General features: G+C 60.5%; 20 protein-coding genes. 14 read left to right on the top strand and 6 right to left on the bottom strand.

What is annotated here, in order from left to right:
- Positions 1-110 precede the first annotated feature (110 nt).
- Positions 111-848, bottom strand: a complete 738-nt coding sequence (locus QMX84_RS10460; protein WP_048366625.1) for an RsiV family protein — start codon at positions 846-848, stop codon at positions 111-113.
- Positions 849-1,071: 223 nt separating this feature from the next.
- Between QMX84_RS10460 and QMX84_RS10455 the strand changes: the two genes are divergently transcribed.
- The 9 genes from QMX84_RS10455 to QMX84_RS10415 all read left to right on the top strand — a co-directional run bounded on the left by QMX84_RS10455 (position 1,072) and on the right by QMX84_RS10415 (position 10,410).
- Positions 1,072-1,695 carry an NUDIX domain-containing protein gene (locus QMX84_RS10455; RefSeq protein ID WP_123751141.1) on the top strand — a complete coding sequence of 208 codons (624 nt, stop codon included), beginning with the start codon at positions 1,072-1,074 and terminating at the stop codon, positions 1,693-1,695.
- The gene (locus QMX84_RS10450; RefSeq protein ID WP_048366623.1) at positions 1,686-2,138 is read left to right on the top strand and encodes a DUF1249 domain-containing protein; all 453 of its coding nucleotides are present in this window, start codon (positions 1,686-1,688) and stop codon (positions 2,136-2,138) included. Before QMX84_RS10455 ends, QMX84_RS10450 begins: the two co-directional genes overlap by 10 nt.
- Before the next feature lie 131 nt (positions 2,139-2,269).
- Positions 2,270-3,085, top strand: a complete 816-nt coding sequence (cpdA, locus tag QMX84_RS10445; RefSeq protein ID WP_282363775.1) for a 3',5'-cyclic-AMP phosphodiesterase — start codon at positions 2,270-2,272, stop codon at positions 3,083-3,085.
- A 109-nt stretch (positions 3,086-3,194) separates the two neighbouring features.
- Positions 3,195-3,803 (top strand): YqiA/YcfP family alpha/beta fold hydrolase, encoded by a 609-nt coding sequence (locus tag QMX84_RS10440; RefSeq protein WP_282363774.1) that lies wholly within the window; start codon positions 3,195-3,197, stop codon positions 3,801-3,803.
- 52 nt (positions 3,804-3,855) lie between these two features.
- Positions 3,856-5,760, top strand: coding sequence for a DNA topoisomerase IV subunit B (parE, locus tag QMX84_RS10435; RefSeq protein ID WP_282363773.1), 1,905 nt, complete (start codon positions 3,856-3,858; stop codon positions 5,758-5,760).
- On the top strand, positions 5,760-6,740 hold the full coding sequence (locus QMX84_RS10430; RefSeq protein WP_262124808.1) for an esterase-like activity of phytase family protein: 981 nt from the start codon (positions 5,760-5,762) through the stop codon (positions 6,738-6,740). Before parE ends, QMX84_RS10430 begins: the two co-directional genes overlap by 1 nt.
- Positions 6,737-7,258, top strand: coding sequence for a TIGR02281 family clan AA aspartic protease (locus QMX84_RS10425; RefSeq protein WP_048366618.1), 522 nt, complete (start codon positions 6,737-6,739; stop codon positions 7,256-7,258). The genes QMX84_RS10430 and QMX84_RS10425 overlap by 4 nt, the downstream gene beginning before the upstream one ends.
- A gap of 11 nt (positions 7,259-7,269) precedes the next feature.
- Positions 7,270-9,534, top strand: a complete 2,265-nt coding sequence (gene parC / locus QMX84_RS10420) for a DNA topoisomerase IV subunit A (protein ID WP_262124807.1) — start codon at positions 7,270-7,272, stop codon at positions 9,532-9,534.
- A gap of 171 nt (positions 9,535-9,705) precedes the next feature.
- Complete coding sequence (locus QMX84_RS10415) at positions 9,706-10,410, top strand: ABC-type transport auxiliary lipoprotein family protein (protein ID WP_262124806.1); 705 nt, start codon at positions 9,706-9,708, stop codon at positions 10,408-10,410.
- A 178-nt stretch (positions 10,411-10,588) separates the two neighbouring features.
- Here QMX84_RS10415 and QMX84_RS10410 read toward each other — a convergent pair whose 3' ends face one another.
- Positions 10,589-12,118: an AhpA/YtjB family protein gene (locus tag QMX84_RS10410; protein WP_262124805.1), complete on the bottom strand. Its 1,530-nt coding sequence runs from the start codon at positions 12,116-12,118 to the stop codon at positions 10,589-10,591.
- Between the two features lie 132 nt (positions 12,119-12,250).
- Between QMX84_RS10410 and serB the strand changes: the two genes are divergently transcribed.
- Positions 12,251-13,465: a phosphoserine phosphatase SerB gene (serB, locus tag QMX84_RS10405; RefSeq protein WP_282363772.1), complete on the top strand. Its 1,215-nt coding sequence runs from the start codon at positions 12,251-12,253 to the stop codon at positions 13,463-13,465.
- A 96-nt stretch (positions 13,466-13,561) separates the two neighbouring features.
- Here the strand turns inward: serB and asd are convergent, their stop codons facing one another.
- The 3 genes from asd to QMX84_RS10390 are packed head-to-tail and all read right to left on the bottom strand — an operon-like array spanning position 13,562 to position 16,832.
- Positions 13,562-14,413, bottom strand: a complete 852-nt coding sequence (gene asd, locus QMX84_RS10400; protein WP_048385252.1) for an archaetidylserine decarboxylase — start codon at positions 14,411-14,413, stop codon at positions 13,562-13,564.
- Positions 14,414-14,422: 9 nt separating this feature from the next.
- Positions 14,423-15,250: a rhodanese-like domain-containing protein gene (locus tag QMX84_RS10395; RefSeq protein WP_282363771.1), complete on the bottom strand. Its 828-nt coding sequence runs from the start codon at positions 15,248-15,250 to the stop codon at positions 14,423-14,425.
- A 43-nt stretch (positions 15,251-15,293) separates the two neighbouring features.
- Positions 15,294-16,832, bottom strand: a complete 1,539-nt coding sequence (locus QMX84_RS10390) for an HDOD domain-containing protein (RefSeq protein ID WP_282363770.1) — start codon at positions 16,830-16,832, stop codon at positions 15,294-15,296.
- 166 nt (positions 16,833-16,998) lie between these two features.
- Here QMX84_RS10390 and motA point away from each other — a divergent pair, with 166 nt between their 5' ends.
- Positions 16,999-17,850 (top strand): flagellar motor stator protein MotA, encoded by an 852-nt coding sequence (gene motA, locus QMX84_RS10385; protein WP_123751150.1) that lies wholly within the window; start codon positions 16,999-17,001, stop codon positions 17,848-17,850.
- A 3-nt stretch (positions 17,851-17,853) separates the two neighbouring features.
- Positions 17,854-18,843: a flagellar motor protein MotB gene (gene motB, locus QMX84_RS10380; protein WP_048366609.1), complete on the top strand. Its 990-nt coding sequence runs from the start codon at positions 17,854-17,856 to the stop codon at positions 18,841-18,843.
- A 60-nt stretch (positions 18,844-18,903) separates the two neighbouring features.
- On the opposite strand, the gene rsgA is transcribed toward motB, so the two are convergent.
- Positions 18,904-19,935 (bottom strand): small ribosomal subunit biogenesis GTPase RsgA, encoded by a 1,032-nt coding sequence (gene rsgA, locus QMX84_RS10375; RefSeq protein WP_123751152.1) that lies wholly within the window; start codon positions 19,933-19,935, stop codon positions 18,904-18,906.
- A 104-nt stretch (positions 19,936-20,039) separates the two neighbouring features.
- Between rsgA and orn the strand changes: the two genes are divergently transcribed.
- Both orn and QMX84_RS10365 read left to right on the top strand, forming a co-directional pair.
- Positions 20,040-20,582, top strand: a complete 543-nt coding sequence (gene orn, locus QMX84_RS10370; RefSeq protein WP_048366607.1) for an oligoribonuclease — start codon at positions 20,040-20,042, stop codon at positions 20,580-20,582.
- Positions 20,583-20,767: 185 nt separating this feature from the next.
- The gene (locus tag QMX84_RS10365) at positions 20,768-21,379 is read left to right on the top strand and encodes a trimeric intracellular cation channel family protein (RefSeq protein WP_048366606.1); all 612 of its coding nucleotides are present in this window, start codon (positions 20,768-20,770) and stop codon (positions 21,377-21,379) included.
- Positions 21,380-21,675 lie beyond the last annotated feature (296 nt).

Below are 21,675 nucleotides of genomic sequence, written 5' to 3'. Positions count from 1 at the left end.
AAACCCACAACCACAACCCACTGTAGGCGCGCGCTTGCCTCGCGATCTTTTGATCTTTTTAAAAGATCGCGAGGCAAGCTCGCTCCTACAGACGTTTTGGGCGTTTTGGGTTAGCCGCGACCCGGCAACCACTCCGGCTTGATAATCCCGTTCAAGCGCGAATACGGAATGCTCAGCTCAACGTTGCCATCGGAGTACGGGGCAATGCTGTACACGTCGTACTTGAGCAAGACGCTGTCTTTAAGCAGCGCCACGTTCGGGGTTTGCTGGAACGGCCAGGTTTTGACGAACTCCGCATCGTTGCTGCGGTGCGAGTTGATCAGCCAGTTGTTGTGCGCCACTTTGGCCGCGCCCCAGAAGGCTCTTTCCTGACCCGGCAGGAGCATGTCTTGCAAGGTCACTTCTTTATGGTCTTTACGCGACCAGTTGATAAAGCCACGGCCCGGCATGCCATGCGCGCCGCCGGTGTCCAGGTAGCTGATCAGCTCGATGATCACCAAGTCGTCATGCTGCTCACGTACCTTGGCCTGCAAATACATGCTGTTGCGGGTGTCGGCAGTGCGCAGGAACTGCTCGCGGTAAGCGTTCAGCGACGGCGCCAATTTGTCGTCCGGCGAGTTGACGGTCATTTTCAGCAGGCGCTGTTCGATCAGGGCGTCCAGCTTCGGGTCGGCGGCAAAGTGCACGGTCTCAATGTTGACCAGCGGGCAGTCATCGCCCTTGCAGCCCGCTTTGACCTGCTCGGAGGCATCGGGGGTGAACGCCAGCGGTTTGGGTTGAAAAGCACTCTGGCAAGCACCCAGCGCGAGGGCGATGCAAGTCAGGGAAGCCAGTTTTAAAAGTGACATGGTCGTCCTTCATCAACGAAAGAAAGGTGAACGCAGGCTCGTTCGACTGCCAACAAGGGCGTCAGTTCGCCGCTAAGCTTGAAGGTGTCAATTAGAGTTGGTTTGCAGGCAATCCGTCTATCCCCACGTTATAAAAGGGGCTGCATCCACAAGCACAGGCGCGTTAGGATGCGCGATGCCGTGGGGTCACCCCCGGTGTGAATTTGCCAGCAAGAGGTTTTCCATGACTGACATCACCAAGGCCAAGCCCAGCGCCGTCGAGATCGTAAAACGCGAAAACGGCTACCAGGGGTTTTACCAACTGGACCGGGTTTTCCTGCGCCATGAGCTGTTTGCCGGTGGCATGAGCCGTGAGATCAGTCGTGAAGTGTTTGTGCGTCATGACGCGGTGTGTGTGCTGCCTTATGACCCGGTGCGCGACGAAGTGGTGTTGATCGAGCAGTTTCGCGTTGGCGCCCTGGGCAAAATCGACAACCCGTGGCTGATCGAGCTGGTGGCCGGGCTGATCGACAAGGAGGGTGAAAATGACCCCGAAGACATCGCCCACCGCGAAGGCGAAGAAGAAGCAGGGCTGACGTTCTCGGCGTTATGGCCTATTACCCGTTATTTCCCGTCACCTGGCGGCAGCACTGAATTTGTGCACGTGTTTCTGGGGCGTTGCGACAGCTCTAATGCGGGCGGCCTGCATGGTCTGGACGAAGAAGCCGAAGACATTCGCGTGACTAAATGGGCGTATGAAGATGCGCTGCAAGCGGTGCGTGATGGACGTATTTCTAACGCGGCGAGCATTATTGCCCTGCAGTGGCTGGCGCTTAACCGCGCTGAAGTGAGGGGGTTATGGCAGTAAATGGCGTCCGTGATCGCTACCGGGTTGATTTGATTGGCTTGCAGGCTGCCTGCGAAGCCAACTATGCGCGGCTGATGCGTTTATTGCCTGACATGCGCGAGCAACCGAGCGCGCGACAGATCGCGGTCACTCAAGGTGAGCAGATGCTCGGCGTGCTGACCCTTGAAGTGATGCTCGACTGCCCGTACACCAGCACCTTGCGCGTGCGCCAGGAACACAGCCTGCCGTGGCTGCCGGTACCGGAACTGCAAGTGCAGGTGTACCACGATGCGCGCATGGCCGAAGTGATTGGCGCTGAACATGCGCGGCGCTTTCGCAGCATCTATCCTTACCCGAATGATGCGATGCACCAGCCCGACGAAAAGGCCCAGCTCAATGTGTTTTTGGGTGAGTGGCTGAGCCATTGCCTGGCCTGCGGGCACGAGTACGCCGAAGTCCGCTAGGCTTTCCTGCTGTAGGAGCGAGCTTGCCTCGCGATCTTTTAACGATCAAAAGATCGCTAGGCAAGCTCGCTCCTACAGAGGGTTCTGGAGTGGCATAATCGCGCCATTTATCTACCCACCGGGAGAACGCCTTGCCCAACGCTTCCACGCCGACCACCGAACATTCGGTGCTGCTGGTGCAACTGACCGATAGCCATTTGTTTGCCGACGCAGACGGTTCGCTGCTGGGGCTGAACACGGCGCAGAGCCTGCAACAGGTGGTCGACAAGGCGCGTGCCGAGCAGCCACCGGTCGATCTGCTGCTGGCCACCGGCGATTTGGCTCAGGACGGCAGTGTTGCGGCGTATCAGCGGTTTCGGCAAGTGAGCGAGCCGTTGTGCGCCAATGCCCGCTGGCTCCCCGGCAATCACGACCGATTGGCGCAGATGCGCGAAGCCACCGTGCAAACCCGTCTGCTCGACCCGGTTGTGGACATCGGCAATTGGCGCATCATTTTGCTCAACTCGCAGGTGCCGGGCGCCACGCCGGGGTATCTGGAGGATGAGCAATTACAGCTGCTCGCCAAGGCCGTGAGCGAAGCGCCGCAGCGTCATCATCTGGTTTGCCTGCACCATCACCCGGTGCCGGTGGGCAGCGAATGGATAGAGCCAATCGGTCTGCGTAACGCTAAAGAGTTCTGGGCCGTGCTGGATCGCTTCCCGCAGGTGCGTGCCGTACTCTGTGGGCACATCCACCAGCCCTTCGACCAGATCCGCAATAACGTGCGCTTGCTAGCAACGCCTTCTACCTGCGTGCAGTTCACGCCGGGCAGCACAGACTTTGATGTCAGCGGCGAGGCGCCCGGCTATCGCTGGCTCCGCCTGCACCCCGATGGCGCGCTGGACACCGGCGTGTCGCGGCTGGATAACTTTGTGTTCACGCCCGATTACAGCGCGAACAATTACTGAGTGGGCGGGCCTGAATTATCTTGAAACGGCCATGGGCCCTTGAGTCAGGCTAAACTGCGCGTCTTTCTTGAAACAGCGTTCGGCTAAATCTGTACTCGGGGGTTATTGCATGTCGGGTTCCATCTTGTATATCCATGGGTTCAACAGCGCCCCCGAGTCGAAAAAGGCCGTCCAGCTGGCCACCGTGATGCAGCGCATCGGGCTGAGTGAGCAGTTGCGCGTTCCGGCCTTGCACCACCATCCGCGTGAGGCGATGGCGCAATTGCAGGCGGCAATCAGCGAACTGGACCGTCCTCTGCTGGTCGGGAGCTCGCTCGGCGGCTACTATGCGACCTATCTGGCCGAGCAGCATGGGCTCAAGGCCTTGCTGGTCAACCCGGCCGTCAGCCCGCATCGTCACTTCGACGGCTACCTGGGCACGCAAACCAACTTTTACAGCGGCGAAACCTGGGAGCTCACCCACGATCACGTGCTGGCCCTGGCAGCGCTGGAAGTTCCGGCCCCGCAAGACTCGCAGCGTTATCAGGTGTGGTTGCAAACCGGCGACGAAACCCTGGATTACCGCCATGCCGAACAGTACTACGCCGCGTGCGCGTTACGGATTCAGGGCGGCGGCGATCACAGCTACCAAGGGTTTGCCGAACAACTGCCGGGGCTGTTGAGTTTCGCCGGGATAGCGGCACCTCAGTATCAAACCATCGACTTCGCAGCGCTTTAAAGCGCGAGTCGAATGGCCTTTATTTTTCACTTACGACTAACGACGAGACCCTATGGCCACTCCCAGCGCTAGCTCTTATAACGCAGACGCCATCGAAGTCCTCTCGGGCCTCGACCCGGTGCGCAAACGCCCCGGCATGTACACCGACACCAGCCGGCCAAACCACCTGGCCCAGGAAGTCATCGACAACAGTGTCGACGAAGCCCTGGCCGGTCACGCCAAATCGGTGCAAGTGATCCTGCACGCCGACCACTCGCTGGAAGTCAGCGACGACGGGCGCGGCATGCCGGTCGACATTCACCCGGAAGAGGGCGTGTCAGGCGTCGAACTGATCCTGACCAAGCTCCATGCGGGCGGCAAGTTCTCGAACAAGAACTACCAGTTCTCCGGCGGCCTGCACGGCGTGGGGATCTCGGTGGTGAACGCCTTGTCGACCCAAGTGCGGGTCAAGGTCAAGCGTGACGGCAACGAATACCAGATGACCTTCGCCGATGGCTATAAAGCCACCGACCTCGAAGTCGTCGGTACGGTCGGCAAGCGCAACACCGGGACCAGCGTGTACTTCGCCCCGGACCCTAAATACTTCGATTCGCCCAAGTTCTCGGTCAGCCGCCTCAAGCACGTGCTCAAGGCCAAGGCCGTGTTGTGCCCGGGCCTGTTGGTGAGCTTTGAAGACAAAGGCACCGGCGAAAAGGTTGAGTGGCACTACGAAGACGGCCTGCGCTCGTACCTGGTAGACGCGGTCAGCGAATTCGAACGCCTGCCGGACGAGCCGTTCTGCGGCAGCCTGGCGGGTAATAAAGAAGCCGTCGACTGGGCGCTGCTGTGGCTGCCAGAGGGCGGCGACAGCGTGCAAGAAAGCTACGTCAACTTGATCCCGACCGCCCAGGGCGGCACGCACGTCAACGGCCTGCGCCAAGGCTTGCTCGACGCCATGCGTGAGTTTTGCGAGTTCCGCAGCCTGCTGCCACGTGGTGTGAAGCTGGCGCCCGAAGACGTCTGGGAGCGCATTGCCTTCGTCTTGTCGATGAAAATGCAGGAGCCGCAGTTCTCCGGCCAGACCAAAGAGCGTCTGTCGTCCCGTGAAGCGGCGGCGTTTGTCTCGGGTGTGGTCAAGGACGCGTTCAGCCTGTGGCTCAACGCCAACCCTGAACTGGGCATGCAACTGGCAGAGCTGGCGATCAACAACGCCGGTCGTCGCCTCAAGGCCAGCAAAAAGGTCGAACGCAAACGCATCACCCAAGGCCCGGCCTTGCCCGGCAAACTGGCTGACTGCGCCGGGCAGGACCCGATGCGCTCCGAGCTGTTTCTGGTAGAGGGTGATTCCGCAGGCGGTTCTGCCAAGCAAGCGCGGGACAAAGAGTTCCAGGCCATCCTGCCGTTGCGCGGCAAGATCCTCAACACTTGGGAAGTCGACGGCAGCGAAGTCCTCGCCAGCCAGGAAGTGCACAACATCGCCGTGGCCATTGGTGTTGATCCGGGCGCCGCGGACATGAGCCAGCTGCGCTACGGCAAAATCTGCATCCTCGCCGACGCCGACTCCGACGGTCTGCACATTGCCACCTTGCTCTGCGCGTTGTTCGTGCAGCATTTTCGGCCGCTGGTCGACGCCGGTCACGTGTACGTGGCCATGCCGCCGCTGTACCGGATCGACCTGGGCAAAGAGATTTACTACGCCCTCGACGAAGCCGAGCGCGACGGTATTCTCGACCGTCTGGTGGCCGAGAAAAAACGCGGCAAGCCGCAGGTCACGCGATTCAAAGGCCTGGGCGAAATGAACCCGCCGCAACTGCGTGAAACCACCATGGACCCGAACACCCGGCGTCTGGTGCAACTCACTCTCGACGACTTTGCCGCGACGTCAGAAATGATGGACATGCTGCTGGCGAAAAAACGCGCCGGTGACCGCAAGTCCTGGCTTGAGTCCAAAGGCGATCTGGCGCAGGTGCTGGCCTGATGCGCAGTGCCTTGCTGGCGTTGCTGTGTGTGACTGCGGCCCCGGTTCTGGCGGATACCTGGCCAGAGCTGGCGCTGCAGTCCGAGCATCCGGTAGCAGGCATGCGCGGAGGTAACTTGTCCGGCCTGGCGATGTGCCAGGGCGAGATGTGGGCCGTGTCTGATCGCGATGATGATCAACTGTACCGTCTCGATACACGCGACCCGCTGTGGCAGGCCGAGGCGGTGGCCATTGAAGTGCCGCCTGCGCCCGAAAGCGGCTTGCCGTGGGGCGTGCGCATGATGGGTAAAGCCATCAGCCCGCTGCGCGGGGGCGATCTGGATTTCGAAGGCATCACCTGCGACGACGCCGGTAACCGTTACGTGGTCAGTGAAGCCCATGCTGCCGTGCTGCGGGTGCCGCCGATTGGCGCCCCGGCCTGGCTGAAAATCGACCCGGCGCTGGTGCGTCAGGCCCGCGCCAGCGGCATGTTGCTGCACTTTAATGCGCTGTTTGAAGGCATTGTGGTCAACCCGCAGGGCACGCAGCTCTGGTTGGCGGCCGAGCGCGAGCGCCGGGGTTTGCTGACCATTCGCAAAAAGCAGAGCGTGTGGGACTGTGAAAACGGTTGCGTGTTGATGAGCGAAGGCGGCCTTGAACAGCCACCGCCGCAACTCAAGGGCAAGCCCCAGCAGAAAGACTTTTCTGATCTGGCGCTGTTCGAGGGCAAGCTGTTTACCCTGGAACGCATGGCCTACCGCGTGTGCCGTCGCACTCTGGACACCGGTGAAGTCGAGCGTTGCTGGTCATTTGCCAACGACGCCTTGACCAAAGAACGTTTGTACAAAAGCCCGTACGGCAACGCCGAAGCGCTGGTCATCGACGCCAAAGGCGCGTGGATCGGGGTGGATAACGGCAGCCACGTGCGCGCCGATGGCGAGAAACGCCCGATTGTCTGGCGCTTTGCTGCCCCGCAAGGTGGCTGGAGCGCCAAGTCATGAGCCAGCAGGCGCCGGGTAAAGGGATGGGCCGCATCTTCATGATCGTGGCCTGGTGCGCCGGTTTGTACCTGGCTACCCAGTTTTTCGGGCGTGTAGAGCAGCGTCAGCAAAACCCCAATACCGAGGTGGCCTCGCAGCAAGGCAAGGGCTATATCGAAGTGACCCTGCGCGGCAACGTGCAGGGCCACTTTGTCGCCAGCGGCCGGATCAACAACGTGCCGGTGGAATTTTTACTCGATACCGGGGCCACCGATGTGGCGGTCCCGCAGGAACTCGCCAGGCAACTGGCATTGCCCAGGGGCGCCGCCGTGACCCTGAACACCGCCAATGGCCGGGTTCAGGGCTACCGCACGCAAATCGACCGCCTGCAACTGGGCGCCATCGTGTTGCGCGACGTGCGTGCGGTGGCGGCGCCGGGGCTTGAAGGCGAACAAGTGCTGCTGGGCATGAGCGCTTTGAACAAACTTGAATTTACCCAGCGCGACGGCACCATGCTGTTGCGCCAGACAACGAACTGAATGAGGTCCGCATGAGCGACTCCCTTGATCTCAGCCTGGACGGCGTAGAACGCCGGTCACTGGCCGACTTCACAGAACAGGCCTACCTCAACTACTCCATGTACGTGATCATGGACCGGGCCTTGCCGCACATCGGCGACGGCCTCAAGCCGGTACAGCGGCGTATTGTCTACGCCATGAGCGAGCTGGGGCTGGACGCTGACGCCAAGCACAAGAAATCGGCGCGTACCGTCGGTGACGTGCTCGGCAAGTTCCACCCGCACGGCGACTCGGCCTGCTACGAAGCCATGGTGCTGATGGCTCAGCCGTTCAGCTACCGCTACACCTTGGTCGACGGCCAGGGTAACTGGGGTGCGCCGGATGATCCCAAGTCGTTCGCGGCGATGCGTTACACCGAAGCGCGCCTGTCGCGCTACTCCGAAGTGCTGCTCAGCGAGCTGGGCCAGGGCACGGCAGACTGGGTGCCGAACTTTGACGGCACCCTTGATGAACCTGCGGTGTTGCCGGCACGTTTGCCGAACATTCTGCTCAATGGCACCACCGGCATCGCCGTGGGCATGGCCACCGACGTACCGCCGCACAACCTGCGCGAAGTCGCCAGCGCCTGCGTGCGTTTGCTCGATGAACCAAAGGCCACCGTCGAGCAACTGTGCGAGCACATTCAGGGCCCGGACTACCCGACCGAAGCTGAAATCATCACCCCGCGTGCCGACCTGCTGAAGATCTACCAGACCGGCCGTGGCTCGGTGCGCATGCGTGCGGTGTATCACGTAGAAGACGGCGACATCGTGGTCACGGCGTTGCCGCACCAGGTGTCGGGCGCCAAGGTACTGGAGCAAATCGCCGCGCTGATGCAGGCCAAGCCGACCAAGCTGGCGATGGTCACCGACCTGCGTGACGAGTCCGACCACGAAAACCCGTGCCGCATCGTGATCATCCCGCGCAACAACAAGGTGGATCTCGACGAGCTGATGCAGCACTTGTTCGCCGTGACTGAGCTGGAGTCGACCTTCCGGGTCAACATCAACATCATCGGTCTGGACGGCAAGCCACAGCTGAAAAACCTGCGTGCCTTACTGGTCGAGTGGCTGGAGTTCCGCGTACAAACCGTGCGCCGCCGCTTGCAGTTCCGTCTGGATAAAGTCGAGCGCCGCCTGCACCTGTTGGACGGTTTGCTGATCGCTTATCTAAACCTCGACGAAGTGATTCACATCATTCGGACCGAGGAACACCCCAAGGCTGAACTGATCGCCCGTTTTGAGCTGAGCGAAATCCAGGCCGACTACATCCTCGACACGCGCTTGCGCCAATTGGCCCGCCTCGAAGAGATGAAGCTGCGCGACGAGCAAGACGCCCTGCGTAAAGAACAAGCCAAGCTGCAAACCTTGCTGGGCAGCGAAGCCAAGCTGAAAAAACTGGTGCGCAGCGAGTTGCTGGCCGACGCCGAAACCTACGGCGACGACCGTCGTTCACCGATCGTGGCCCGTGCAGAAGCCAAGGCCCTGTCGGAAAACGAGCTGATCCCGACTGAAGCCGTCACTGTGGTGCTGTCTGAAAAAGGCTGGGTACGTTGCGGTAAAGGCCACGACCTGGACGCCACCGGGTTGTCCTATAAAGCTGGCGACGGTTATAAAACCGCGGCGGCCGGGCGCTCCAACCAATTTGCCGTGTTTATCGACTCCACCGGGCGCAGCTACTCGGTGGCGGCGCACACCTTGCCGTCGGCTCGTGGCCAGGGCGAGCCGCTGACCGGGCGTTTGGCCCCGCCACCGGGCGCCACCTTTGAATGCGTGCTGCTGCCTGACGACGACGCGCTGTACGTGATCGCCTCGGACGCCGGTTACGGTTTTGTGGTGAAAGGTGAAGACCTGCAAGCCAAGAACAAAGCCGGTAAAGCCTTGCTGACCCTGCCAAAAGGCGCGCAAGTGATGGTCCCGCGCCCTGTGGCAGACCGCGAGCACAACTGGCTGGCGGCGGTGACCACCGAAGGCCGGCTGTTGATCTTCAAAGTCAGCGACCTGCCGCAGTTGGGCAAGGGCAAAGGCAACAAGATCATCGGCATTGCGGGCGAGCGCGTGGCCAGTCGCGAAGAGTACGTGACCGACCTCGCCGTGCTGCCCGACAACGCCACGCTGGTATTGCAGGCGGGCAAGCGCACCTTGTCACTCAAGGCCGATGACCTTGAGCATTACAAAGGTGAGCGCGGGCGCCGAGGCAACAAGCTGCCGCGTGGCTTCCAGCGCGTAGACGCCCTGTTGGTAGAGACGCCTAACTAAGCACGGTGCGCCGATCTGGGTTTTTTCGCGCAGATCGGCGCTGCGGCGCTGGAGTCAGGCTGCATATTCACGGATGATATGGCGCTCTTTCGCACAGCTAATGGCGATGTGCCCGATATTTTCTGAGAATGACACTGTGGCGTGCCGTGTGGCGGCCACCTGGATGGAATGATGAACGTTCTGCGCCTTCCTTTAATTGCGTTGCTGGCCGGTGTGCTTGGCCTGGCGGGGTGCAGCGTGCACCAGCCAGCGTCCTTGTACCAACTGGACAGCGGCAACCCCGGCCAGCCCAAGCAAAGCGCTGGCATGGCCGTACTCCTTGGCCCGGTGACCGTGGCTGATTACCTGCAACGTGAAACCCTGTTGCAGCGCCAAACCGATGGCAGCCTGAGCGCGGCGACCGATGGTCGTTGGGCGGGCAGTTTGTCGTCCGACATTGACCAGTTGCTGGTGCGCCAGTTGGCCTGGCGTCTGGACAGCCAGCGCGTGGTACTGGCCCCGGCCACGGCGGGGTTTGCCCCGGACGTGCAAGTGCTGCTGTCGATCACCCGATTGGACTCGGGTAAAAACCAGCCAGCGATCCTTGATGCCCAATGGCGTTTGCTCGACCGTCGCGGTCAGGTGCGTGACAGCCGTATGGTGCACCTTGAGCAGAAGCACGATGGCAGCACGGCCGATCAGGTCCGCGCCCAAGGTGAGTTGTTGCAGCAACTGAGCGAACAACTGACCGTGGCGCTCAAGCCATTGGCCAACCAGCCGCCGTTGATCGAGCCACGCAAGCCCGAGCCCAAGCCTGCGCCCAAGCAGGACGTGAACAGGCCCAAGATCCCGACGGCTTCACCGATTCGCACCGACATGGAAGTGTTCCGCTTCTGAGGTGATAGCCAGAAAACAAAAATCCCGCACGTGTGCGGGATTTTTTTTGGCGTGTGGCCGGTACGTCAACCTCTATGTGGGAGCGGGCTTGCTCGCGATTCAGTCGACTCGGTACGTCTGACCCACCGAGGCGTGGCAATTGCGAGCAAGCCCGCTCCCACAGGATGTTCCGAGTGGCCTACCCGCGGTTCTCGTGCATCCGCGCCAGTTGGCGTTCGAGCATGGACGGGTAGGGCTCCATCAGGCGCTCAACGCAGCAGGCGCCTTCGGGGCTGGCGATCGGGCGGATGCGCGCGCGCTGACGAATCAGTGCGTCGTCGCTGATCTTGCGCTCTACCAGCAGCAGGTTGCGGCTGTGTTGCGACAAGGCCAGGGCGTCCTGGGCGGTTTCGGTCAGCAGCAGGTCGATCTGGCTCATGCCACTCAGGCCTTCGCCCAACACCAGGCCCAATTGCAGTTGCAGGGTGATGCCGCTGTCCGCGACTTCGATCTGCAAGGCATGGCCCAACGCACGTAGCAGTTCACCGCAGCAAATGGCGTTGGTCAGGTAGTCTTCGCCGCTGTCGTCGCTGTGGAACAGCATCAGCGTGCTGCCATCGTTCAGCGTGTGCAGCTCGCTCTGGTACAGCGACGCCGCTTGGTTGAGGCAATCGCGATAACGCTCCAGCAGTTCCATCAAGCGGGCACGTGGCAGGCGACGCAGTTGCTCCTGGGCGCCCAGTTGCACGGCCAGTACAGCACTCGGTTGCGGTGCGGCAGGCTTGGCCGGTTGGGCCTTGACCACCGGCGCTGGCGCCTCGGACGCTGTGTCGCGCAGGTCGGCAAACGGGTCTTCGTCGTCGTTTTCGTCTTCTTCGGCGCTGATGACCTGACGCGGCGCAGCTTTTAGCGTCGGTGCAGGCGGGGTTTCATCAAAGCCCGGATCACGCAAGTTACGCACTTCGAACGCCGGCTCGTCGTCTTCGGCTTCTTCGTCGTCGTATTCGGGTTCTGGCTCGGGTTCCGGCTCAGGCGCTGGCGGGGCCAGGCGTGTGTGCAACTGGCGGGCGAGGTCGCCGATTTCATCCTGGCGGTTGATGGCCGGGGTGTAAGGGTCCGGCTCACGCAGCCAGACACGCAGTTGCAACAAAGGTGTCGTAATGTTCCTGCCCAAACGCAAGCTCAAGGCCAAGGCCAGCGCCAGCAAAATGGCACTCAGGATGCCCATGCTCTGCAAGCTGATGGTCATCGGCTGTTCGAACTGGTGCATGTCCAGGCTGATACGCAAATGCCCGGCGGTCACATCCTGAAAGGTGATCTTGGTTTGATACACGCCTTCGGTTTCGCCCAGCAGGCCGCTTTTCGGGCGTTGCCCGGCTTCAGCGAGGATGCGGTTATCGACGCTATAAATAGCGGCGTGCGCCACCAGCGGGTTTTTCGTCAGGTTATTGAGCAGCACGTTGAGGCTGAGGATGTCGTTGGACACCAGCAACTCGGTGGCCGACGTGGCTGTTTGTGTGGTCAGGCTCTGACCCAGCGCATCGGCTTGCTCGTGCATGGCCTGTTTGAACTGCAAACCCATGACGACTGCATAAATGACCAACGCCAACGCGACCAGAATCACGTTGTGGCTGGCAATACGCAGAGCTATCGGAACGCGTCTATCGCGAAGGGCCCGGAAGATCAGCAGGAAGAAGTTATCGGTTTTGACAGGCGATGGCCGGTTCACTGAGCGCGGCTCTTAGTCCGTTAAGTTGGTGCGCAGTATAGCGAGCAGCCCTGAGGCGGCAAAGCCTTGGCGATGCCCGATGGTCACTGAAAGTGGGTAGAATGCGTTTTTTTTAGCGAATGGGGGTGTGCCTTGCGCGAAATCGTCCTGATAAACATCACCGGTGAAGACCGTCCGGGTCTCACTGCGGCCATTACCGGCGTATTGGCCAGCAATGGGGTGAATATTCTCGACATCGGTCAGGCCGTCATCCATGGCGTTTTGTCGTTGGGTTTTCTGGTGAATATTCCCGAAGCCGAGCAAGTCTCCGCAGTGCTTAAAGACCTCCAGCCCTTGATTGCCAATGAGGGCCTGCAACTGCGTTTTGACCCGATCACTGAAGATCACTACCAGCGCTGGGTCAGCGAGCAAAGCCAAAAACGCCATGTGGTTACACTGATGAGCCGCCAAGTGACGGCCCATGAGTTACAACGTGTGACGTCGGTGATCAGCCAGCACGGGCTGAACATTGAACAGACCGATCGTTTGTCGGGCCGTGTCCCGCTGGACGCCCCCACCGAACTGAGCAAAAGCTGCATCGAATTGCGTGTGGTCGGTGAACTGGCCGACATCGACGCCCTGCGCACCGCCTTCTTTAACCTGGCGCAAGAACTCCAGGTTGATATCGCTTTGCAGGAAGACACCCTGTTCCGTCGCAACCGCCGCCTGGCGGTGTTCGACATGGACTCCACGCTGATTGAAGCCGAAGTGATCGACGAATTGGCCAAGGCCGCAGGTGTGGGCGACAAAGTGTCGGCCATCACCGAGCGCTCCATGGCTGGCGAGTTGGACTTCAAGGCCAGCTTCAAAGAGCGCTTGGCGCTGCTGCAAGGGCTGGATGTGAGCGTGCTGGACTCGATCGGCGCGTCGCTGCGACTGACCGAAGGGGCTGAGGTGCTGTTTGCCGAGCTCAAGCGTCTGGGCTACAAAACCGCTATTTTGTCGGGCGGCTTTACCTACTTCGCCAAGCAATTGCAGGCCAAGCTGGGCATCGACTATGTGTTCGCCAACGAGCTGGAAGTGGTGGATGGCAAAGTGTCTGGCGTGGCAGTCGAGCCGATTGTTGATGCACAGCGCAAAGCCGATTTGCTGACAGAGCTGGCGCGCAAGGAAGGCTTGAGCCTGGAGCAGACCATTGCGGTCGGTGACGGCGCCAATGACTTGCCGATGCTGGCAATTGCCGGGTTGGGTGTGGCGTTCCGCGCCAAGCCGCTGGTTAAAAAATCGGCTAAATACGCGATCACGACCCTGGGTCTGGATGGTGTGCTGTACCTGCTGGGCCAGCGTGACCGTAACGGCCAGGGCTAAGGGTTGACGCATCCCCTGTAGGAGCGAGCTTGTCTCGCGATCTTTTGAGGGTTTAAAAGATCGCGAGGCAAGCTCGCTCCTACAGAGGTAAAGGTGTTATTCGCCGATCTTCTCGCCCATCATCACCGGCGTACCGGCCGCCAGGGTTTCAGCCCACTTCACTTGCTCCGGGCCAAACAACACGATGGCCGTCGACCCCAGTTTGAAACGACCCAGCTCTGCACCTTTTTCCAGGTGGATCGGCGCACGGGCCGCTTCGTCGTAACGGAAGGTTTTCAGCTCGCGTTTAGGCGGCGTCACCAGACCGGCAAATACTGTTTCAATCGAGGCCACGATCATGGCGCCCACCAATACCACCGCCATCGGGCCGCGTTCGGTATCAAAAATGCACACCGCACGTTCGTTGCGGGCAAACAGCTCCGGCACGTTTTCAGCGGTGGTCTGGTTCACCGAGAACAGACGGCCCGGTACGTAGATCATCTCGCGCAGGGTGCCCGCCAGTGGCATGTGCACACGGTGGTAGTCTTTTGGCGACAGGTAAATAGTGGCGAATTCACCGCCCATAAACTGCGCTGCCACAGCGGCATCGCCGCCCACCAGTTCTTGCACGCTGTAGCTGTGGCCTTTGGCCTGGAACACGCGACCGTGTTCAATCGGGCCGAGCTGGCTGATTGCGCCGTCTGCCGGGCTGAGGATGGCGCCGGGCGTTGGGTCCAGCGGGCGGGCGCCGTCTTTCAGGGCGCGGGTGAAGAAGGCGTTGAAGTGCTCGTAGGCGGTGACGTCTTCAATCAGCGCCTGGGACATGTCCACTTGGTAGCGCTTGGCGAACCAGGTGGTGAAAGCATTTTTAAACCAGCGCACACGGCATTCGGCAATACAGCCCGCCAGGCGCGACAACAGATGGTGCGGCAACAGGTACTGACTCAGAAGGAACAAACGCTTTTTCATGCAAAATCCTTAGTGTTTTACAGGCGGCTCAACAGGCGTGTCTGGGTGGTTGCCCCATTCGCCCCAGGAACCGGCATAGGCTTTAACGCGCGGATAACCGAGCGCTTTGGCGACCAGATAAGTAAAGCCAGAGCGGTGGTGGGTCTGGCAGTGGGTAATCACTTCTTTGTCCGGCGTGATCCCGAGGTCCTTGAGAATCTCGGGCATGTCGGTGCGGATACGCAGGCTGCGTTCTTTGTCCATGCCTGCGGTCCATTCAAAATTCGCGGCGCCCGGGATGTGCCCACCCTTGGCTGCCAGCACTTTCTCACCACGGTATTCGGCGACGCTGCGGGCGTCCCAGATGGCCAGGTCCGCAGCGCCCAGGCGGCTTTGCAGGTACTCGCGGGTGGCGGTAGGTTCGTCGTGCAAGGTCAAGGCAACGGGGCCGCCGACCGCTGGCGGTACGTCTTGGGTAACGTCGTAGCCTTCAGCAATCCAGGCGTGAATGCCGCCGTCCAGATAGTGATAAGCCCGGTGCCCGATAACATCCAGTAACCAAATAAAACGCCCGGCCCAGCCGCCGCCTTCGTCGTCATAGACCACGTACACCGCGTCTGGGGTGTGCCCCAATTCGCCAAACAGCGCTTCGAGCGCGGCCTGGGTCGGCAGCAGTCCCGGTGCTGGCGGCAAACCCAGTTGCGTGCGTTTGGGCTCGACAAAGCGGGCGCCCGGGATATGCCCGGCTTCGTAGCGTGCAGCGCTGCTCAGGTCGACCACGATCACATGGGGCGCATCGAGCCGGGCTTTGAGGTCGCGGGGTTCAATGACTAACGGCAAGCCAGAGAAGTCAGGCATGTGTTCTCCAGAGCAAAAAAAGGGGTGAATTGTAGCGCAAGCGTTAGCGCCCGCGAGCAGTAAAGGTGTGCAGCGCTTTCTCGATACATTGCGCGGTTTTACCAAACGCTTGCACGCTGGTTTCCGAAAACGACCCGCCGTCCTGGTCGGCCAGTATCAGCATGACCACGCGCCCGTTATTGCTGAGCGAGCGTAACAGCAGATGCTCGCCGGGGAACAGACTGCGCAGGTTAGCGGGCATGGCTGCCGAAATCACCGCGTTGTTTTCGGGCGTGAGGCGCACTTGCGCCGGTTGCGCCATCAAGCGTTGCAGGGCAGGGCTGTCGCTGACATTGAGGGTCATGTCGAACGCAGTCTTGGGCAGGCCGAGCACTTGAAACGCGCGCAACAAACTTGAGGTTTTATCGGCCATCAGCAGGATGATCCGGCGCATGCCGCACGCTTGCAGGGCTTCACGGGCGCACAAGGTCAGGTGCATCGGGTTGGCGAAGGCCGTGGGTTCTTCCAGCAGTTGCCCGCAGTATTTGCGCCAGGCCTGCAAGGCTTGCGCGGACGGTGGCGGGGCCGGTTGCCCGTGGGTGTTTACGCGGCGCGCCTCCCACGGCATGAGCAAGGCCAGCGCCGGGTGCCAGAGGTCCGGGGTTGAGTGATAGCGGGCGCTGCTCGCGGCGTTCTGGTGCACTTGCTGCTGTACTTCATGCAGCGGCAGTTGCAGGTACAGGCTGGTCAGGTACTGCCAGCGCAGGTTGTGCGGCGAGTCCCAGCCCTGTTGCGCAGACAGTGCCAAACCGTTGGCCAGCAACAGGCTGTTGGCGGGATGGCTCAGCCAGCGGCGCAGGGCCGGGTCGGCATCCAGTTGTTGCTGCTGGTGCAATGGGCGATGGGTGTCGCGGGCAATATGCAGCACGCGGATCAACGTGCGTTTATCGTCGGTGATCACCGCGTAGCCCTGCATGATCCACTCGGGCAGCCGCCACAACTGGGCCAGCGCCCGGCAGATCTCGAACAGGCGCACGCCGAACAGCGCCCGTTCAACCTTGTCGGCGCATTCGCCTTTATGAATCACCCGCGCTTCCCATTCTTCCAGCTGTTTGGGGTGCGTCATCGCCATGGCCCACAACGGCGAGAAGAACAACAAACTGCCCCAGTACACTTTTTGCCACAATCTGGCCAGGCGGTTGCCGAACAGGCCAATCCCTTGCTGGGCCGCGTGCTGGCTGATGAGCAGCACTTGGCGCAGGGCAACGGGGATGTCTTCGGCCGGCAGCACCGGCATGCTTTCGAGCAACTCTTGGGTGCGTTTTAGCCCCAGCCGATTGAGCGCCACTTCAAGGCTTTCGGCGGGTTCGGTCAGGCTGCTTTGCGCGTGTTGATTGGCTTCGCGGATCAGGCTCAAGGCTAGCGCCGGGCTGTCTTGCATGACTTCGGCGATCTCGCGCAATGAGCGGCGACTGTCGCTGAGGGTCTTGGCGACTAACACATGGCTGCGCTGCGGGATCGGCAAACGCACCGCGTCGAGGTGGCTGACCCACGCGTCCAGAGAAGCAGGTATGACTGTCGATGGAACGGTTTCATTCGCCATGATGGTCGCGCGGTCATCATCTATTGTTTAAAGGCCCTATAGGGCCAAATGGCTTTTCGGCTTGAACGACTATAGTCTGGCGCAGATTAGCCGATAAGGATAAGAAGAGTTTTAGCGACGCTGGAATATGACCTTGAACCGGACTCAAAAAGTACCTTAATGACCTATGGCTAAAATTATCGGCATCATCGTCGTGTTTGCGAGCGTGCTCGGCGGCTACGTACTCTCTCACGGCAAGATCGGAGCGCTGATTCAGCCTTTCGAAGTCATGATCATCGGCGGGGCTGCCTTTGGTGCATTCCTGCAGGCCAACCCCGGCTACATGACCCTGCACGTGATCAAAAAATCACTCAGCATGTTCGGCACACGCTTTACCCACACCTTTTATTTGGAAGTGCTGGGCCTGGTGTACGAGATCCTCAATAAAAGCCGCCGCGAAGGCATGATGGCCATTGAGGCTGATGTTGAAGACCCTGCGGCCAGCCCGATTTTTGCCAAGTACCCGACTGTATTGAAAGACGAGCGCATGACCGCGTTTATCTGCGATTACCTGCGCATCATGTCGTCGGGCAACATGGCGCCCCACGAGCTGGAAGGGCTGTTCGACATGGAACTGTTCAACCTCAAGGAAGAACTCGAGCACCCGTCCCACGCCATCACCGGCATCGCTGACGGGATGCCGGGCTTCGGCATTGTGGCAGCGGTTCTTGGCATTGTTGTGACAATGGCGTCGTTGGGTGAGGGCGATCAGGCGGCCATCGGCATGCACGTGGGTGCGGCGCTGGTGGGGACGTTCTTCGGTATCCTCGCGGCCTACGGCTTCTTTGGCCCGCTGGCGACGTCGCTGGCCCATGACGCCAAAGAAGAGATCAACGTGTACGAGTCGATCAAAGCCTCGCTGGTGGCCTCGGCCTCGGGCATGCCGCCTTCGCTGGCCGTCGAATTTGGCCGCAAAGTGCTGTACCCCAAGCACCGGCCGAGCTTTTCCGAGCTGGAACAAGTGGTTCGCGGTCGCTGAGTTATGGAAAACAATCAGCCGATCATCATCAAGCGCGTCAAGCGCTATGGCGCAGGCCACCACGGTGGCGCCTGGAAGATCGCCTTTGCGGACTTTGCCACCGCGATGATGGCGTTCTTTCTGGTGTTGTGGCTTATGACCGCCGCCACGCCAGAGCAGAAAATCGCCATTGGTGGCTACTTTAAAGACCCGATCGGTTTCTCTGAAAGCGGCACGCCGTACACCATCGACCTGGGCGGCACGCCCGCATTGGCACCAGAAAACACCCTCAACCCGGAAGAGAAAAAGGAGCCCGTGCCGGACAAGATCAAAATCGATGCGGACCAGATTCAGGGCATGGCCGAGCAGGTTGAGAAGGAGCGCCTTGAGTTGCTGCTTCAGGAGTTGCAAAACAAGGTCGAAGAAAACCCGCAACTGAAGAAATTCAAAGACCAACTGTTGTTCGAAATCACCCCGGACGGTTTGCGTATCCAGGTGATGGACGCCGAAAACCGCCCGATGTTTGACGTGGGCAGTGCGCGCCTCAAGCCGTATTTCGAAGACATTTTGCTGGCCATGGCTGACACCATCGCGGCGGTGCCGAACAAGATCAGCATCAGCGGTCACACCGACGCCATGCCCTATGCGGGCACGGGCGATTACGGTAACTGGGAATTGTCGGCCAACCGCGCCAACGCGGCGCGGCGCACGCTGGTGGCGGGCAGCTACCCCGACAGTCAGGTCGCGCGGGTGGTGGGGTACGCCTCGTCAGTGCTGTTCGACAAGGCCCACCCAAACAACCCGGTCAACCGCCGGATCGACATCGTGGTGCTGACCAAAAAGGCCCAACAAGCGATTGAGGGTGAACAAGGGCCGGACCCGGTCAAGGCTGAACAGTTGCCCAAAGCCCTGGACGACCCGATCACCTTGCCGCCCGACCAGCAGCCAAAGCCGATGCATGAAGAGCGCCAGAAGCTGAACTTGTTTGATGACAAGCCCCCGGCCAACCCCTAAACCTGTGTAGGAGCGAGCTTGTCTCGCGATCTTTTAAACGATCGCGAGGCAAGCGCAGGCTTAGTAACTGCTTTCCGGCAAGCTCGCAATAATCGAGCGGTAGCTGTTCATGCGCTGTTGCTGCACACGGCCGTCTTCCAGGGCCATCAACAACGCGCAGCCCGGCTCGCGGTCGTGCTTGCAGTCGCGGAAGCGGCAGCGGCCGATCAAGTCGTGGAACTCGATAAAGCCCGCCTCAACGTCAGCCCGGCTGACGTGGCCCAGGCCAAATTCACGAATACCCGGTGAGTCGATCAACTGACCGCCGCCCGGGAAGTGGAACAACCGCGCGGTGGTGGTGGTGTGCGTGCCCTGACCGGACAGCTCCGACAGCGGCCCGACCCGCAGGTTGACCTCCGGCAGCAAGCTGTTGACCAGCGAGGATTTACCCACGCCCGATTGGCCCACAAACACGCTGATACGGCCGTTGAGTTGCTCTTGCAACTGCTGCATGCCGTCACCGTGGTGCGCAGACACTTCCAGCACCGGGTAGCCCAACTGGCGATAAACCCCCAGCAGTGCATTCAGAGCGGGTGCGTTTTGATCGTCGATCAAGTCTGCCTTGTTCAGCAGCAGGAACGGGCGGATCCCGGCGTGCTCGGCAGCCACCAGATAACGGTCGATCAAGTTGGCATGAGGCTCGGGCATTGGCGCGAAGACGATCACGATCATGTCGACGTTGGCCGCGACCGGCTTGAGCTGGCCACGGTTGTCGGGGCGGCACAGTTCGGTCTTGCGCGGCAACTGGGCGACGATCACGCCGATGCCCTGATTGCCTGCGCGCCACACCACGGTGTCACCGGTGACCAATGCGGGCAGGTTGGCGCGCAAGTGGCAACGGAACGTCTGGCCTTTCAGCTCGCCTTCTTGAGCCTCGACTTCGACCTGCACACCGAAGTGCGCGATCACCAGGCCGAGTTGCTCGGGGCCTAAGTCGCCGCCCTCAAGCGCTTCAAGGGCGCTGGATTCGCGTTTGGCGGCGCGGGCAGCGCGCTCGCCCTGGATCTTTTCGATGCGCCAGTTTTGGCGACGATTGAGCTGGCGTTTGGCCATGGGTGTTCCGTGTTGATAACGATAAGAAGGGTAAAACGCTGGCGAGTTTAGCACGTGGGCCGGGCGCCTAAGCTAAACTGCGCGACTAAGCACTGGAGGCCTTTATGAACAACGCGCAGAACCTGATCTGGATCGACCTGGAAATGACCGGCCTTGATCCGGACAACGACGTCATTATCGAAATGGCCACCATCGTCACCGACAGCAACCTCAACACCTTGGCTGAAGGCCCGGTGATTGCCATCCACCACAGCGACGAAGTGCTCGCCCGCATGGACGAATGGAACACCCGCACCCACGGCGCCAGCGGCCTGACCCAGCGGGTCAAGGACAGCACCGTGAGCATGGCACAAGCCGAAGCGCAGACCTTGGCCTTCCTTGAACAGTGGGTGCCTAAAGGCAAATCGCCTATCTGCGGCAACAGCATCTGCCAGGACCGACGTTTTCTGTACACCCACATGAAGGCCCTCGAAAGCTACTTCCACTACCGCAACCTGGACGTCTCGACCCTCAAGGAACTGGTCGCCCGTTGGGCGCCTGAAGTGCGCGATACCCTGGTGAAAAAAGGCACGCACCTGGCGCTGGACGACATTCGCGAGTCGATTGCCGAGCTGCAGCATTACCGCAAGCACTTCATCAAGTTTTAAGCGCCCGCCCCTGTAGCCGCTGCCGCAGGCTGCGATGGGCTGCGCAGCGGCCCCCGCTTTTAAGATTCAAAGAGAAGGTCCTTCGGCCCTTATCGCAGCCTGCGGCAGCGGCTACAAAAATACGCCCCCTTTTGGTGCTCTCAGCAACTGAGTAGACTGCGCGCCTCATTGCAAGGATCGCCGCCATGTTGCTGATGCTCTATTTAGTTGCCATTACTGCTGAAGCCATGACCGGCGCGCTGTCTGCCGGGCGTCGGGGCATGGACTGGTTTGGTGTGGTGCTGATTGCCTGCGTCACCGCGCTGGGCGGCGGTTCGGTCCGTGATGTGCTGCTGGGGCATTACCCGCTGACGTGGGTCAAACACCCGGAATACCTGGTGCTCACCACCTTTGCCGCGTTGGTGACGATTTTTATCGCACCGCTGATGCGCCATTTGCGTTCACTGTTTTTAGTGCTCGATGCGCTGGGGCTGGTGGCGTTTACCCTGATCGGCTGCATGACCGCCCTGGAAATGGGTCAGGGCATGCTGGTGGCGTCAGTGAGCGGGGTGATAACCGGCGTGTTTGGCGGTATCCTGCGTGACATCTTCTGCAACGATATCCCGCTGATCTTCCGTCGCGAACTTTACGCCAGCGTGTCCTTCGCGGCCGCGTGGTGCTTTTTGCTGTGCACCTACCTGAACATGCCCAACGAACAGGCGATCTTCGTCACCTTGTTCGGTGGGCTCTTGCTGCGACTGTTGGCGATTCGCTTTAACTGGGAAATGCCCAAGTTCGTGTACAACGACGAGCATTAATCGGCCAGCAGCGCCGAGGAGTCTCGCGAACTCGGCGCACCCGAAGATGCCCACATGGCCGTCATAAAGCGGTGATAGCCATGCGAGCTCAATCGATCTGTCAAAACCAGCAGCTGACATCAGTGACCTGGCGAGACTATCCGCACAGTTCCAGCGCCACAAGGCGGAGGGGGATCTCTCGGATATATCCCGCAAGGGAAAGGGGAATATAAGGTTAAAACGTTGCTGTTTGTGTGAGATGTAACGCCCTAGCGTGTAGTTTAATATCCATTAATAAATCCCTCTTCATAACTGAA

It is taken from the genome of Pseudomonas sp. PS01297 (assembly GCF_029959305.1).
GTDB lineage: Bacteria > Pseudomonadota > Gammaproteobacteria > Pseudomonadales > Pseudomonadaceae > Aquipseudomonas > Aquipseudomonas helleri.
The sequence above is the reverse complement of the archived record's forward strand: the minus strand, read 5'-3'. Positions and strand labels throughout refer to the sequence as shown.

Bases quoted from the DNA above. Each gene is read 5' to 3' on its own strand.
- QMX84_RS10460 (WP_048366625.1), bottom strand. From the start codon at position 848: ATGTCACTTTTAAAACTGGCTTCCCTGACTTGCATCGCCCTCGCGCTG.
- QMX84_RS10455 (WP_123751141.1), top strand. From the start codon at position 1,072: ATGACTGACATCACCAAGGCCAAGCCCAGCGCCGTCGAGATCGTAAAA.
- QMX84_RS10450 (WP_048366623.1), top strand. From the start codon at position 1,686: ATGGCAGTAAATGGCGTCCGTGATCGCTACCGGGTTGATTTGATTGGC.
- QMX84_RS10440 (WP_282363774.1), top strand. From the start codon at position 3,195: ATGTCGGGTTCCATCTTGTATATCCATGGGTTCAACAGCGCCCCCGAG.
- parE (WP_282363773.1), top strand. From the start codon at position 3,856: ATGGCCACTCCCAGCGCTAGCTCTTATAACGCAGACGCCATCGAAGTC.
- QMX84_RS10430 (WP_262124808.1), top strand. From the start codon at position 5,760: ATGCGCAGTGCCTTGCTGGCGTTGCTGTGTGTGACTGCGGCCCCGGTT.
- QMX84_RS10425 (WP_048366618.1), top strand. From the start codon at position 6,737: ATGAGCCAGCAGGCGCCGGGTAAAGGGATGGGCCGCATCTTCATGATC.
- parC (WP_262124807.1), top strand. From the start codon at position 7,270: ATGAGCGACTCCCTTGATCTCAGCCTGGACGGCGTAGAACGCCGGTCA.
- QMX84_RS10415 (WP_262124806.1), top strand. From the start codon at position 9,706: ATGAACGTTCTGCGCCTTCCTTTAATTGCGTTGCTGGCCGGTGTGCTT.
- asd (WP_048385252.1), bottom strand. From the start codon at position 14,413: ATGAAAAAGCGTTTGTTCCTTCTGAGTCAGTACCTGTTGCCGCACCAT.
- QMX84_RS10395 (WP_282363771.1), bottom strand. From the start codon at position 15,250: ATGCCTGACTTCTCTGGCTTGCCGTTAGTCATTGAACCCCGCGACCTC.
- QMX84_RS10390 (WP_282363770.1), bottom strand. From the start codon at position 16,832: ATGGCGAATGAAACCGTTCCATCGACAGTCATACCTGCTTCTCTGGAC.
- motA (WP_123751150.1), top strand. From the start codon at position 16,999: ATGGCTAAAATTATCGGCATCATCGTCGTGTTTGCGAGCGTGCTCGGC.
- motB (WP_048366609.1), top strand. From the start codon at position 17,854: ATGGAAAACAATCAGCCGATCATCATCAAGCGCGTCAAGCGCTATGGC.
- rsgA (WP_123751152.1), bottom strand. From the start codon at position 19,935: ATGGCCAAACGCCAGCTCAATCGTCGCCAAAACTGGCGCATCGAAAAG.
- orn (WP_048366607.1), top strand. From the start codon at position 20,040: ATGAACAACGCGCAGAACCTGATCTGGATCGACCTGGAAATGACCGGC.
- QMX84_RS10365 (WP_048366606.1), top strand. From the start codon at position 20,768: ATGTTGCTGATGCTCTATTTAGTTGCCATTACTGCTGAAGCCATGACC.